General features: G+C 36.5%; 12 protein-coding genes. 1 reads left to right on the top strand and 11 read right to left on the bottom strand.

Annotated elements, in window-relative coordinates; genetic code table 11:
- Positions 1-252: 252 nt before the first annotated feature.
- Positions 253-948 carry a LytR/AlgR family response regulator transcription factor gene (locus ABN763_RS16750; RefSeq protein ID WP_164032063.1) on the top strand — a complete coding sequence of 232 codons (696 nt, stop codon included), beginning with the start codon at positions 253-255 and terminating at the stop codon, positions 946-948.
- Here the strand turns inward: ABN763_RS16750 and priA are convergent.
- From priA to aceA, 11 genes are all read right to left on the bottom strand, one after another.
- Positions 945-3,395, bottom strand: coding sequence for a primosomal protein N' (gene priA / locus ABN763_RS16755; RefSeq protein WP_410486746.1), 2,451 nt, complete (start codon positions 3,393-3,395; stop codon positions 945-947). The genes ABN763_RS16750 and priA overlap by 4 nt on opposite strands.
- Before the next feature lie 106 nt (positions 3,396-3,501).
- On the bottom strand, positions 3,502-4,080 hold the full coding sequence (locus tag ABN763_RS16760; RefSeq protein WP_410486652.1) for a hypothetical protein: 579 nt from the start codon (positions 4,078-4,080) through the stop codon (positions 3,502-3,504).
- A complete protein-coding gene (locus ABN763_RS16765) occupies positions 4,073-4,624 on the bottom strand; it encodes a hypothetical protein (RefSeq protein WP_410486653.1) in 552 nt (183 codons plus the stop codon). Before ABN763_RS16765 ends, ABN763_RS16760 begins: the two co-directional genes overlap by 8 nt.
- A gap of 30 nt (positions 4,625-4,654) precedes the next feature.
- Positions 4,655-6,562, bottom strand: coding sequence for an acetate--CoA ligase (gene acs, locus ABN763_RS16770; RefSeq protein WP_410486654.1), 1,908 nt, complete (start codon positions 6,560-6,562; stop codon positions 4,655-4,657).
- A 52-nt stretch (positions 6,563-6,614) separates the two neighbouring features.
- Positions 6,615-6,974 carry a response regulator transcription factor gene (locus tag ABN763_RS16775; RefSeq protein WP_410486655.1) on the bottom strand — a complete coding sequence of 120 codons (360 nt, stop codon included), beginning with the start codon at positions 6,972-6,974 and terminating at the stop codon, positions 6,615-6,617.
- Positions 6,971-9,664, bottom strand: a complete 2,694-nt coding sequence (locus ABN763_RS16780; RefSeq protein WP_410486656.1) for a sodium:solute symporter family transporter — start codon at positions 9,662-9,664, stop codon at positions 6,971-6,973. Before ABN763_RS16780 ends, ABN763_RS16775 begins: the two co-directional genes overlap by 4 nt.
- Before the next feature lie 272 nt (positions 9,665-9,936).
- Positions 9,937-11,745: a sodium:solute symporter family protein gene (locus ABN763_RS16785; protein ID WP_410486657.1), complete on the bottom strand. Its 1,809-nt coding sequence runs from the start codon at positions 11,743-11,745 to the stop codon at positions 9,937-9,939.
- Between the two features lie 28 nt (positions 11,746-11,773).
- Positions 11,774-12,031 (bottom strand): DUF4212 domain-containing protein, encoded by a 258-nt coding sequence (locus tag ABN763_RS16790; protein WP_410486658.1) that lies wholly within the window; start codon positions 12,029-12,031, stop codon positions 11,774-11,776.
- 10 nt (positions 12,032-12,041) lie between these two features.
- Positions 12,042-13,277 carry a hypothetical protein gene (locus ABN763_RS16795; protein WP_410486659.1) on the bottom strand — a complete coding sequence of 412 codons (1,236 nt, stop codon included), beginning with the start codon at positions 13,275-13,277 and terminating at the stop codon, positions 12,042-12,044.
- 109 nt (positions 13,278-13,386) lie between these two features.
- Entirely contained in the window at positions 13,387-13,806 is a 420-nt protein-coding gene (locus ABN763_RS16800) for a helix-turn-helix domain-containing protein (RefSeq protein ID WP_410486660.1), read from the bottom strand.
- A gap of 205 nt (positions 13,807-14,011) precedes the next feature.
- Entirely contained in the window at positions 14,012-15,289 is a 1,278-nt protein-coding gene (gene aceA, locus ABN763_RS16805) for an isocitrate lyase (protein ID WP_410486661.1), read from the bottom strand.
- Positions 15,290-15,352: the final 63 nt, after the last annotated feature.

The following is a 15,352-nucleotide window of genomic DNA, read 5'->3' on the forward strand; positions in this document are numbered from 1 at the left end:
ATTAAAACAATAAGATTATGGGAATTAAGCACTTTTAAAAAACCGAACGATTTTCGGATCATAATGGGACAATGAAAATTAAATACTTTTTTCGCTAAATCACCAATTTTAAAAGGATTATACTGCGATCTATTTGTCTAAATTCTTACATGAAACAACATGCATTTGTTTAAAACAACTAAATAGTCGTATTTTATTGCTTATTATCGATTTTTTCATAAATTGCGGCACACTTATATAGCATCTTAACACATGAAAATTAATTGTATTGTTGTAGACGACTCCTCCACGCAGCGACTTGCCATTACAAGGCTTATTATGAATCACCCTGCGCTGAATTTGGTAGCCGAATACAGCAACGCCATTGAAGCTAAGAACGGCTTAAAAACGCAAAATGTAGATCTTATTCTACTAGATATCGAAATGCCTGTATTGACTGGTTTTGACCTTTTAGAGTCTTTGCAAGAACCACCGCAGGTTATTTTAGTTACCGGAAAGGTAGATTATGCGTTTAAAGCCTTTAACTATGATGTAACAGATTATCTACATAAACCTTTAGAAAAAGATCGCTTTGAAAAGGCGATAGAGCGTGTTATCGAACGCTACAAAGCAAAACATGCGGTAAACCCTGAAGATCAGGAGTACATTTTCGTTAAGAGTAACCTTAAGAAGAAAAAGGTATTCTTAAATGAGATAAAATGGATTGAAGCTTTAGGAGACTACATTAAGCTGATTACAAACGATCAAGGTATCATCGTATTATCGACCATGAAGTCGTTTGAAAAAACACTGCCTGCAGATAAATTTTTACGCATACACAAGTCATATATTATTAACCTGACCAAAGTGGAGCGTTTTAATAGTAAAACAGTAGAAGTTGAAGGAAAACAAATTCCTTTAAGTAGAAATAAGAAAACACAATTATCCGACGCGTTAGAAAATCTTTAGTAATTATCGACGTCGATAATTAATCGAATACTTCTAAAATCAGGAATAGCTTCAAAACTGTTCCTGATTTTTTTTATGTGTGTTTTGGTGTTAGTAAGAGATTGCTGTTTCGGTATTTTGATCAAAATATTCTTGTGATACTGGTTTCTAATCCTAGCAATTGGAGGAAATTCCGGCCCCAAAACATATTTCCCAAAACTATTTTTTAAATAGGTACTTAACCAGTCAGCACCTCGGTTTACTTTATTAAAGTCCTTGTGTTTCAAGGTTACTTTGATTAATCTGAAAAAAGGAGGATATTCATATTGTCGTCGCTCATTAATTTGATCAGTAAACATTCCTAAATAGTCATTCGTAGAAACTTGTTGCAGTATTTGATGATACGGGTTAAAACTTTGGATAAGAACCTTGCCTCGCTTTTTGGTTCGCCCTGCCCTACCAGCAACTTGAAGCATTAGATGAAAACTGCGTTCATGTGCCCTAAAATCAGGAAAATTAAGCATACTATCTGCACTCATTATACCCACTAAACCAACATTTCTAAAGTCCAATCCTTTGGTTAGCATTTGAGTACCAACCAGAATGCTTATTTCCTCATTCTCAAACGCGTTGATAATCTTTTCGTAACCGTGTTTACCTCGAGTGGTATCAAGATCCATTCTACCTACTTTAACCTTAGGAAATAGTTCTTTTAATTCTGCTTCTACCTGTTGTGTACCAAAACCTTTACTATCTAAATTCGCCACACCACAAGCTTGACAATTAGTTTGCATCGCCATACGATAACCACAATAGTGACAGCGCAATTCATTTTTGTATTGATGATAAGTGAGACTCACATCGCAGTTGGGACATTGCGGAGAATGACCACATGTACCACATTCAACTATTGGAGAGAAACCCCTGCGGTTCTTAAATAAAATTACTTGCTCCTTATTCTTTAAGGCCTCCTCGATTTCTTCAATAAGACGGTCAGAAAAATGGCCTTGCATCCTCTTTTTCTTATGCTTATCCTTTAGATCTACCAACTCTATATCTGGCATCAATACATCGCCATACCGTCTATCTAAATTCACCAAACCATATTTATCTTGCTTTGCATTAAAATAGGTTTCCACAGCGGGAGTAGCGGTCCCCATTAGTACTTTTGCTTTAAAAATATTAGCCAATACAACAGCGGTATCTCTTGCATGATATCTTGGAGCTGGGTCAAACTGTTTATAAGATGCCTCGTGTTCTTCATCAATAATAGTCAGCCCAAGATTCGAAAACGGTAAAAAAATAGCCGATCGTGCGCCAACAATAAGTTGAGCCTTTGATGATTTATTCAACATATTATTCCAGACCTCAACACGTTCATTTACCGAATATTTAGAATGGAATATGCTTACCTTTTCGCCAAAATAATATTGTAATCTTTGAATTAACTGAGTTGTCAACGCAATCTCAGGTACCAAATACAATACTTGTCTCCCCTTAGTTAGCTCTTTTTCTATAAGCTGCACATATATTTCAGTTTTTCCTGATGAAGTTACCCCATGTAACAGCGTTACCTCCTTATCTAAAAACGAATGTTTTATCTCATCTAAGGCTTTTTGTTGATGTGCATTTAACGTTTTAATCTCATTTGTTTCCCCTTCAAAAGTTACACGATCAACCTGCTGTTTAAATGTTTTTAAAATCCCTTTATCAACCAAGGTTTTGATAATAGCAGCTGTACTATTACTTTCTTTTTGTAGTATTGATTTTTTAATTGGTTTTTTGGTTGCAGCAGATAAGGTAAACAAGCGCATTACCACTTCTCGTTGTTTAGGCGCACGTGATAATACATCTAGCAGCTCATGCATTTTTTCCTCAGCAGTATACTGTTCATGAAGCACTACATAACTTTCTTCTTTTGGTTTATACTGCTCATATAGTTCTTCTTGTACAGCAATATATTCCTTTTCAATAAGGCTATTGATTATTGGTAAAATCTTTTTAGTGTCTAAAATTGCCCAGAGGTCTTCAATTTTTAAAGAAGATTGATGTCCTAAAGCCTCAATCACCAAGAACTCATGATCGCTTAAGATCGATTCATTTATTTGGTTGTCTGCATTCAGATAAATTATGGTCTCGCTCTCCAGCAAAAATGCTTTAGGCAATGCTGCTCTAAAAATGTCGCCCATACTGCACATATAATAACTGGAAACCCATTTCCAAAGTGAAAGCTGTTCAGCCCTAACTACCGCTTTTTCATCAAGAATTTGTTGAATAGATTTCGCTTCATACGTCTCAGGCGGATTTCGATGGATATTGACGACTAAGGCCGTGTATACCTTTCTTTTGCCAAAAGGTACAGCTACTCGAAAACCGGGTTTCAAGAAATTTGCTTCTGCTTCTGTTACCGTATAGGTAAATAGCTTTTGAAGCGGAATTGGTAATATGACATCTATAAAGTAGTTCAGCGTAGCGGATTCAGTATTTTATCGTTATATAACATAACCATTCTGAACCTCGAAATTACTAAATACAAGATGTTTTGCAGACTAATTTTATTAACATTAAACTGTACTAATCAACAGTAACAATTTCAGCGCAAAACTCCCTAGTTAACTGTAACTCATTACAGAGTTTGATACGTCGAGGAAAAGATTTTTCAGGCTTTGTTTTTAAAAATTTAATAGGGATTGTGTCGCCAATAGCTAACTTTTCAAAACACTCTTTATGATACACATAAAAAAAGCCTTCATAGGTGTTGTTCAAATACTCAAATGAATACCCTATACCATAATGAAATTGTTCAATAGATTTTTCATCATCAATATAACTATGATCCTCGATTTCTAACTTGGTGATAATGCCATTTCCAAAAGCACCATATTTTTTGATTAGTGCCTTTTCGTAGTAATACCGCAAACTAGAGGGCATCGTAAATCCAACAAAAAACAACATGAATCCAATAAAAGATCCGCCGAAAACATATAAAAACCATTTGGTACTGCTTTCAGTTATAGTTGTTCCTACATAAATAAGAATGCAACCGATAAGAAAAAAAATAAGAAAGCCCACAACCAACAACTTATGGGCTTTTATAGCTTCTTTAATAAATTTGACCCTATCAGAAAAAGGAATTCTTTTCAAACTATTCAACCAATTCCTCTTTAAAATGGGTATAGGAATATTGTGCTCGCTCGATCATGAATTTCTTAGCTTTCAACCAATCAGGATTTTGCTCTTGATTAAAAAACACATGTTTTACAGGAGTGCCGTCTTTCTTTTTAAAATGAAGTATTGCATCGTCACCATCCAACATACTCGCATAATTCTGGCTTATTAACTGAATTCTAGCCACCTCATAAACACCTCGAGTTTTTATTTTATGCTTCATATCCATACGAAATGAATATAAAAACATGCGGTAGCTTACTAATAAAATAATCCCTATAACTCCCAATATGATAAAAATAGCAGGAACTGCACCCCATACCTCTATTAGGTTAGTTCTAGGTGGTATATCGGGAATTTCTTCAGGTTGATACCAACCAAGACGAAACCAAGCATCCGTTTTCACAAACAGGGCTGCCAGTCCCACTATAGTCGAAATAACAAAGTTTCTTTTAAACTTTTCAAGATTGTACTTGTACCTTTTTTTAATGTTAGTAAGTTCGTCTTCAGAAAGAGGAATTTTCTCCATAATCCTGTCAAGGGTTTCATTTTTAATTCATCATAGGGCGCCTTCCTTTATTTTTTGAACCACATCAGGATTCAGTAAAGTAGAGGTATCGCCAAAGTTAGAAAAATCTTTGGAAGCAATTTTTCTCAAAATACGACGCATTATTTTACCACTTCTTGTTTTAGGCAAGCCAGGAACAAATTGAATTTTGTCAAGCTTAGCAATTGGACCAATATGTTCGGTAATTGTTTGATTAATTTCTTTTCCTAAATTATTGCGATCACGACTTTCACCTACTTCTTTTAAAATGATAAAACCGTATAATGCATTTCCCTTTATATCATGAGGAAAACCTACAATGGCAGACTCCGCAACTGCCGGATGTTCGTTAATTGCATCTTCTATGGGTGCGGTACCTAAATTATGACCAGACACAATCACGACATCATCTACCCGACCCGTAATACGATAATACCCTACTTCATCTCGTAGCGCTCCGTCGCCGGTAAAATACTTATTGTTAAAAGCAGAAAAGTACGTATCCTTATATCGCTGATGATTGCCCCAAATAGTTCTAGCCATACTTGGCCAAGGAAATTTGATACAAAGTCTACCATCTACTTGATTTCCTTTAATCTCTTCACCTTGTTCGTCCATTAAAGCCGGCTGAATTCCAGGCATTGGTAGTGTTGCATATGTTGGTTTTGTCGGTGTGGCATAAGGGATCGGTGAAATAAGAATTCCCCCTGTTTCAGTTTGCCACCAAGTATCAACAATAGGACTTTTTTTCTTACCAATATTATCGTTATACCAATGCCAAGCCTCTTCATTAATGGGCTCTCCCACTGAACCTAATACCTTTAAAGAAGACAAATCGTGTTTTTCTACATAGTCCAATTTCTCCTTTGCCAAAGCTCTAATAGCAGTTGGTGCAGTATAAAATTGATTTACTTGATGTTTTTCGATCACTTCCCAAAAACGGCTCCAATCGGGATAATTAGGCACTCCTTCAAACATGACTGTGGTTGCGCCATTGGCAAGAGGTCCATAAACTATGTAACTATGACCAGTTATCCAACCAATATCAGCTGAACACCAATACACATCTTCTTCACGATATTGAAATACATTTTTAAAGGTAAAAGCTGTGTATACCATGTAGCCAGCGGTGGTATGCACCATCCCTTTAGGGCTACCGGTAGAACCAGAAGTATACAAAATAAACAACGCATCTTCAGCATCCATGACTTCAGCACTACATTCTGTTGAAGCATTGTCAAGTAGAGGTTGCAACCATTCATCCCTACCTTCAACCATTGAAACTTCACTTCCAATTCGCTTTACTACTAAAACAGCATCGACGCAAGTGCACTCCGCAACACCTTCATCAACGATCGATTTTAAATCGATTGTTTTGTTTCCTCGGTACGAACCATCAGCGGTGATGACCATTTTACATTCACTATCATTGATTCTGGTTGCCAATGCGGTTGAAGAAAAACCTGCGAATACTACAGAATGAATCGCCCCTATTCGAGCACACGCCAATAGCGAAACAGCTAACTCAGGAATCATCGGTAGATAAATACAAACGCGATCACCTTTTTTAATACCCTTATCTTTCAATACGTTGGCAAACTTATTTACACGATCGCTTAGTTGTTGATATGTGATATGTTGTGCTTTTTCATTCGGATCATTTGGCTCGAATATGATCGCTGTTTTGTCGGCTCTAGTAGCTAGGTGTCGATCTAAACAGTTTTCTGTTATATTCAATTTGGCGCCTTCGAACCATTTTATTTCGGGTTTTGAAAAATCCCAACTTAATACATTGTCCCACTTTTTGCGCCATAAAAAGTGCTCTTCGGCAATTTCTTCCCAAAAATTTTCCGGGTTTCTAACTGATTTTCGGTATACCTGGAAATATTCTTCTAGGTGTTTGATATGATAATTACTCATAACTTTTTGTATTACTATTAAAAAACATTGTTAGTTGCACGTAACTTTTGTTTTATAATAATTGATTTATTTCTGAAATAACTTTTTTGACTGAAAAGGGCTTCGTTAAATACTTGTCCGCCCCCATCTGCAATCCCTTTTCGATATCATCAATTTTTGTTTTTGCAGTTAAAAACACCACTTTAGTATTCTTAAATTTCTCTTGCCCTTTAATATATTTAAGCGTTTGAAAACCATCTACTTTTGGCATCATTATATCTAAAATCACTACGTCTGGCACTACTTTTTCCATAATCTCCATAGCTTCGCTACCGTCTCGAGCTATAAATACCTGAAAGTTTTTTCGTTTAAATGCGTACTCCAGCGACATTACAATATTGGGTTCGTCATCAACGATTAAGATTTTATTCATACTGTTTCTTTAGGGATAGTAAATGAAAATTTTGCGCCCTTAAGATAAGTGGAATCTATCCAAATATCACCATGGTGATTCTCAATAATTTTTTTACTGATGGCTAATCCAAGTCCGCTGCCCAATGGTTTTTTTATGTTTTGATGTTTAGCTTGGTAAAATCGATCGAAGATATAATTTTGGTCTTCAGCTGGAACCCCTTTACCGTTATCCTCTACATCAATCACGATATTTCCATTTTGTTCATAAGCTTTTATCTTAATTTTACCATGATCTTCTTCGGTAAATTTAATCGCATTAGATAGTAAATTGGTTAATACTTGTATAATTCTATCTTCATCGTAATACGCACTCATAGGTTCATCAGGTTGAAATAATAGATCGACCGATTTCTTATCTGCGATTTGTTTTACCCCTCTTATTGCTTTTTCAATAGTTTGATCAACTTGATACGGTTTGATATTAAGCGGATCAACGTCATTTGATAATTTCTCAAGATCCAATAGATTATGAATTAGGGTACTTAGTCGATCCGCATCTTTTGAAATATTATGTAAAAACTGATGTTTTAATCCCTCTGGCATCTCATCGTCGTCCGTCAATAATTCTGAAGCAGCTTTTATTGAAGTTATTGGTGTCTTCAGTTCATGAGCTACTGTATCAAGAAACTCATTTTTAATTCGATCTTGCTCGAGTAATTCAGAATTCACCATTTTCAACTGACCTGCCAATTGTGAAAGTTCATCGGATTTTTCTTGAAGCGCTTTGTTGACCAATCTGGTTTTTTTTGATTCTTCAAGAATGTTTAATACTTCGACCAAACTAACAGGTTGTTCTTTCGCTACACTGCTAATTAAAATTCTTGCGGAAGCACTCCCAATACTTCCAGTGAGTAATTTCTCTGAAAAGTTAATCAACCGCGCGTCAGCGCGTTCCTGTTCTTCAGAGATATCGTGCTTCCTATTAAACAAATCAAAAGCTCTCTTGGTTCGCTGCTCCCCCAAAAATCGAATTAACAGCGATTTTATGTCAGAAACGTAGGCCTCCCCCTTCCAAACAAAAGCGCCCTCTTGAAGATTTTCATAATTTTCACTATTTACAAACATTTCAGCATAATTCCGCTCTCTGTAATTACCCTTTCCCGCTAATGAGATAGACAAGAAAAGTAGTCCATTAATCAACATACTCCAGAAAAAAGCATGCGCCTCGGGATTTAAAAAATCGATACCCAAAAACTGGTATGGTTTCAATAACTCAATACTAAAAGGGCCATAATCTATAAAGTTAGTATTACCTGTTATGACAGTAGTCATTTGAGGGGCTATAAGCATATAGGCCACAACTACAACGCCGCCAATCATACCAATAATCGCAGCTTTTGAAGAACCACGATTCCAGTACAAACCGATAAAAAAGGATGGTGCTAACTGTGCAATAAAAACAAAAGCAATAAGCCCAATAGAAAATAGCGAAAGTTCGTATGAAAAAAGAGCATAAAAAAAGTAGGCCGCTATTATCAAACAAAAAATTGAAATACGGCGGATTGTTTTAATGCGATTTGCATTTTTTTCCAAATCTCCTGAACCAAATTTATCTAAATAACCATAAGGTATAATCAAGTTGTTACTTACCATAGTAGACAGTGATAAGGTTGACACCACAATCATAGAAATAGCAGCGGAAAAGCCTCCTAAAAACACTAGAAATGCCAGAAACAGATTATCTTGCTGCAACGGTAAAAGCAAGGTATAGTAATCTTTATTTACCCCGTCAGGTAGTGAGAGGTTTCCGGCCCAAGCTATGAAAATTACAAAGACGTTAAACAAAAGAAGGTACAATGGAAATAGCCAAATAGCGTGTTTTAAGTGCTTTTCATTACTATTTTCAACAACAGTTACCTGAAATTGACGAGGTAAAAGAAAAATTGCAAAAAACGATAACATAATTGTAAACATCCAATTAAAACCGTTGTCGATACCGTTGAAAGAACTTAGATTTCTAAAATTATCTGTAACTACTGCTTTTCCATATAAATCTGCAGTCCCATCGAATACATAGAACGTAACGTAGGCTCCAATTACCAGAAAAAACATCAACTTTAAAACCGACTCTACTGCCACTGTTGTTACAATTCCTTTTCTACGTTTAGAAGCGTCGGTATTCAATGTACCGAAAAACACAACAAAGAGTGCTAATAAAACGGAGATATAAAAGGTTGAATCACCAAAAATAGAACTGGAAACAGTATTATCATTTCCAGTGATCACTTTAAATGTTTCTGAGATAGCTTTTAGCTGGAGTGAAATGTAGGGCACAATGGCAAGAAGACAAATTACAGTAACCATCCCACCTAAAAATCTATTATTCCCAAATCGTAATGAAATAAAATCTGCAATACTTGATATCTTATGTGTTTTAGAAATGCGAATAATCTTTCGCATAACGATAATCCAAAGTGGAATAGCAATAAGAGGCCCTAAATAAATTGTTAGAAAATTTATTCCTGATGTCGCTGCCACACCTACACTTCCGTAGTATGTCCAAGCAGAGCAATAAACGGCAAGGGATAATACGTAGACATAGGGATTATTGATTAATTTACTACTAGCATTGCGCTCAGCCCAAAAAGCAATGAGAAATAAGCAAAATAGGTAGATAAGTATCGTAGCTATGACCCAAATGTTACTCATAGTGTTTGTTTAAAATAAAGTAGGATAAAACAATGACTAATAACCACAATAAGAACACTATAAAATAAAAGGTTGGAAAACCTAAAAACTGCCCATCAGTATCAAAAATTAATACCAGCGGTACATTGAGCACCAAAAACAGTGACAGTGAAATAATTACGAATTTTTGTTGATGTCTTTTTTTCACAGATAAAAATGACTAGTTCCAACTAAAATTAAGAAAAAAATGGTGCTACACATAACGGTAGCACCATGACCAACTAACACCATAATCAATGGGAAGCCTGTGCTTCTCCCGCACCGCTAGGTATCCTTATGTTTTCGACAATTTCCTGAACGTTTTCAGGCGGTGGTGGAGTTAATCGAGATACCACAACCGATATCACAACATTTACGATCATCGCAATAGTACCAAAGCCCTCGGGAGAAGTACCAAACCACCATTCAGATGCTGGTCGTGGATCCATTACGCCAATCAATCCGGTTTTATAACGTATCATGTAAAATAACATTAGAGTAATACCCACTATCATTCCGGCAACTGCACCTTGTCTGTTCATTCTTTTATCAAATATTCCAAGAATAATTGCTGGAAAAAATGATGCTGCAGCCAAACCGAAAGCCAAAGCTACTACTGCGGCGACAAATCCAGGAGGATAAATACCAAACAATCCTGCAATAATGATTGCAACCAAAATGCTTATTCTAGCTGCCCATAGCTCGCCTTTATCTGAAATGTTAGGTTTGATTTGCTTTTTAATCAAATCGTGTGAAATGGAAGTCGATATCACTAATAACAATCCGGCTGCTGTAGATAACGCTGCTGCTAACCCCCCTGCCGCTACCAATGCAACAACCCAATTGGGCAATTTGGCTATCTCAGGATTTGCAAGCACCATAATGTCCCTATCAACATATAACTCATTAGTTGCATCGCTTGCATTACTGATTAAACGCTGACCATGTTCCCCCCTTTTGGGAACTCGATTACCATCAGAATCCTTGACATCCACATATTTTGGTTTTTTACTGCTTAACGCTTTCCCTTCTACGTACTGAATTTTACCGTCACCATTTTTGTCAGTCCATGCGATTAATCCGGTATTTTCCCAATTCTTAAACCATTCAGGAACCTTTTCATAATCTTGGTTACTAACAGTTTCAATTAAATTAGTTCGTGCAAAAACTGCAATTGCAGGAGCCGTTGTATATAAAATAGCAATAAATAATAGTGCCAACCCGGCTGACTTACGTGCATCTTTTACCTTGGGCACGGTAAAGAACCTAACTATAACATGAGGCAGACCTGCCGTACCTACCATTAATGCTAAAGTTATTGCAAAAACATCCCAGGTAGATTTAGATCCTGTAGTATATTCTTTAAAACCAAGGTCAGTATGCAAGGCATCTAATTTGTCAAGTAAAAAAGTACCATCGGCACCAGAACCACCCATCCCAATTTGAGGAATAATATTTCCTGTCATCTGCATTGAAATAAAGAATGCCGGAACCATAAAGGCAAAGATCAGCACACAATATTGAGCTACTTGGGTATATGTGATACCTTTCATACCACCTAAAAAAGCAAATACCAAGACTATAGCCATACCAATGATTACTCCCCACTCTATTTCAACTTGTAAAAATTGTGAAAAAACAATGCCCACTCCGCGCATTTGCCCGGCGACATAAGTAAATGAGACAATTAAGGCACATATAACCGCAACTGTTCTTGCTGTGTTTGAATAATACCGGTCGCCTATAAAATCAGGTACTGTGAATTTACCAAACTTCCTTAAATACGGAGCAAGTAAAAGTGCCAATAGCACGTATCCTCCCGTCCATCCCATTAAATAGACTGACCCGTCATATCCTGCAAAAGAAATAATACCCGCCATTGAAATAAATGAGGCAGCACTCATCCAATCAGCAGCTGTTGCCATTCCATTAGCTAATGGCGATACACCTCCGCCAGCTACATAAAACTCTTTGGTCGATCCGGCCCTAGCCCAAATGGCAATACCAAAATAAAGTCCGAAAGTAACCGCAACTAAAATCCATGTCCATACTTGAACGCTCATAATTATAATTTTAAAAAGTTAGTATTGATTACTCGTCGTAACCGTATTTTTTATCCAATTTGTTCATTAATCGTACATAAATGAAAATTAGTATCACGAAGACGTAAATAGAGCCTTGCTGTGCAAACCAAAATCCAAGTTTAAAGCCTCCTAGCCTTATTTCGTTTAACGCTTCCCTAAAAAGAATCCCGCATCCATAGGATACGATAAACCACACACTCAAGAGAATTAATAAATACTTCAAATTTTCTTTCCAATAGGCTACCGCCCTTTGTTTATCAGTCATAATTATAGTTTTAGAGGTAAATCATTGCTTGTAGTGTAACCGAACCAATAGCATCGGCATCACCAAACTTTTGGTTACTATATTCTAAACTCAACTTGGAATGGTGTCCAGTAAAATAGGCATTTGCGCCAAAACCAAATCGCGTGGCGTTGTCATCAATGGCATCGATTTGTCTTGTATTAAATGATAAATAGGGTTGAAAGCGGGTTTTACCTTGCTCACCCGGTAATAAATATCCTACATGAGAATAAATCATATTACCAGTGGCATAGGTAGTACCTAAAAGGAAATCTTCGCCATAATCATTGCTTTGAAACGTAGCATACGCAGTTATGGCGTCCCCGTTATCACTTAACGGACTGTCGTAAAATGCATCAACAGCAAAAATAGAAACGTCTTCCCCAGTGAGGTTACCTGTTGCGTCAGCAACTACAGAACCACTAGGGTGCAGGAAAAAACCAGCACCTACATTAAACACTTTTTTGCTTCCCAGATAGCTCCCTACACGATAAGGCAAAAAATTAGATTCTTGATCCAAAAATTGATAATCAAAATAGCCGGCATAGGTCTTGCCCGCATCTTTTGATCCTAGTAGCCTGCGTCCAGCGTAAATGGCAGGCCCGCCATTAACAGGATCTACGGTTGCCTGCAAGTTGTCAGAAACCGCTTCGTTTAATGCGATTTGGTAGTGAAATTTCTCAAGTTTACCCTTTAAATACACCCCGATATGCCTTGCGAATTGATCCGAAAGTCCGATTGTAGCCCACGACTGTCGGTTATTGTCCAAAGTCATAAAGTTTAAAGTACTTTGCGAATTAAGACGTGAAATACCGTTCCAGTAGTGTAGACCAGCACCAATAGCATGATTTTCACCTAAACGATATTCTCCCCAAAAACCGTGAAAAAATAATTGTGCTGATTCACCTTTTCCCAATGGACTTATGTTATTTCCATTAAGACTGTTAAGTCCAAAATGCGTTAGAATCAAAAACTTTTTATTCAACTGAGCATACGTTAACAAACGTGCTCTACGAACACTCAAGTTTAGTTTGCTTGTATTATCGGGTACATCGTCCTGATATTGAGCCCAAAATTGACCCCAGGTAATCATCCTAAAATACTTAGAACCATCTTCGTTCAGCTTCACTTTAAAACCTCCAGTATATTCTGTGATTCCTTGAGCAAAACTTACAGAAGCTGTTGCAATACAAAACACTAGCAACAGATTTTTTAAACTGTTTTTCATAAAAAAATGAATTTTGGTTAGTACTAAATAAAAAAGTTACGTGCAGTACTAAACTCATCAAATTCATTTGCTAACAAAAAATTAATATAGTTTTTTGCTAATAATATAGTTAATCCCTAAATCGCTCCCATTTTATAAGCATAAACTTATCCCCTAATTCCGTAACTACAACTCCGGCTCCTGATATATTTTCTTTTTTTTGAAAAAAACTAGCCAGCTCACTCGCATTCAGTATCTTATATGTAGGATGATAATTAAAATTTGCAGGTCTTTTAATATTATATTTCTTGACCCAGTTCATTACGCTAACATTAGATATCCCTAGAATTCGCTCTATTTCCCTGTAGGTTAAACCTTCTAAGTATAACTGCAAAGCTTTGTTAACATAATATTCATCGATTCTTTTCCCAAGCTTATTCACAGTAAAATAATACGAACAAGACTTGCATCGATACCGCTGGCGATTCTTAATAATTCCACTTTTCACAAAATGATCTGAACCACAGTTAGGACAGTTGGAAATAGACATATATATTAATTTAGCATAAATATACTAATTTAGCATATATTATAATTAATACCTGATTCTGTTTATTATATATATATGATTTTTTAAACATAATAAATGAGATTTTTTTAAAATTTTATACTATTCTTTTTGAGTTTTTCAATTTATATATTAAAAAAGGGATCGTTTTTCACGATCCCTTTTTATTAACCTAACTAAAATCTAATTAAAACTGCGCCACCTCCGTACTGTCTTTCATCGCTACTGTGCTTGACGTACCAGCGGTCACCGTATTTTGTACTGCGTCAAAATAGGTAGTACCTACAAACGCCTGATGTTTTACTGCTTTGAATCCATCTGACTGCAAAGTAAATTCTCGTTGTTGCAATTCAGAATAGCCAGCCATTCCACGAAGTTTATAAGCTCTTGAAAGCTCAAACATACTGGTATTTAGAGCATGGAAGCCAGCAAGTGTTATGAATTGAAATTTATAACCCATTGCGGCGAGTTCTTCACGAAATGTTTCCATTTCTGCCTCACTTAATTTCGCCGCCCAATTAAACGAAGGCGAACAATTGTAGGCAAGCATTTTTTCTGGATATTTCTCATGTATCGCATCTGCAAATTGCCTTGCTTGTTCTAAATCAGGTGTTGAAGTTTCCATCCAAATCAAATCAGCATAAGGAGCATAGCTCAACCCACGGTCAATCCCCTGCTCAATCCCATTTTTGACATGGAAGAAGCCTTCAGCAGTTCTTTCTCCGGTACAAAACTTTTTATCTCTATCATCAATATCACTTGTCAATAAATTAGCTGCATCGGCATCGGTGCGTGCTATAATGATTGATGGAACACCCATTACGTCTGCCGCCAGGCGAGCAGCTACCAATTTATTAATAGCTTCTTGAGTCGGTACCAGTACCTTACCCCCTAAGTGACCACATTTCTTAGCAGAACTTAGTTGATCTTCAAAATGAATACCGGACGCTCCATTTTCAATCATTGATTTCATTAACTCGAATGCATTTAAATTACCACCGAATCCTGCTTCTGCGTCTGCTACAATAGGTACCAGATAGTCTTTTTTATCATCAACTCCATTTACCACTTGTATCTGATCTGCCCTTAATAAAGCATTATTAATTCTTTTTACCACTTGCGGAACACTATTAGCGGGGTACAGTGACTGATCGGGATACATTTGTCCAGCTAAGTTTGCATCAGCCGCCACCTGCCACCCACTTAGGTAAATGACCTCTAAGCCAGCTTCAACCTCCTGAACAGCCTGATTTCCGGTTAAAGCTCCTAATCCCGCTACAAAATCCTGTGTTTTTAACTTTTTCCAAAGCTTTTCAGCTCCAAGTCTTGCAATACTATGATCAATAGTGTATGACCCACGTAATTTAATAACTTCTTTAGCGGTATAAGGACGTTCAATACCTTTCCACCTTGGATTGGTAAGCCAATCTGTTACTAATGCTTGAATTTTGTCTTTTGTTTCCATAATTTTACAATTGATATTTATTTAAGTATTCTTAAGGATCCCGTTTATAATGTGACCGCATTT

The sequence above is a fragment of the Spongiivirga sp. MCCC 1A20706 genome (genome assembly GCF_046524175.1).
In the GTDB taxonomy this organism is placed as follows: Bacteria; Bacteroidota; Bacteroidia; order Flavobacteriales; family Flavobacteriaceae; genus Spongiivirga.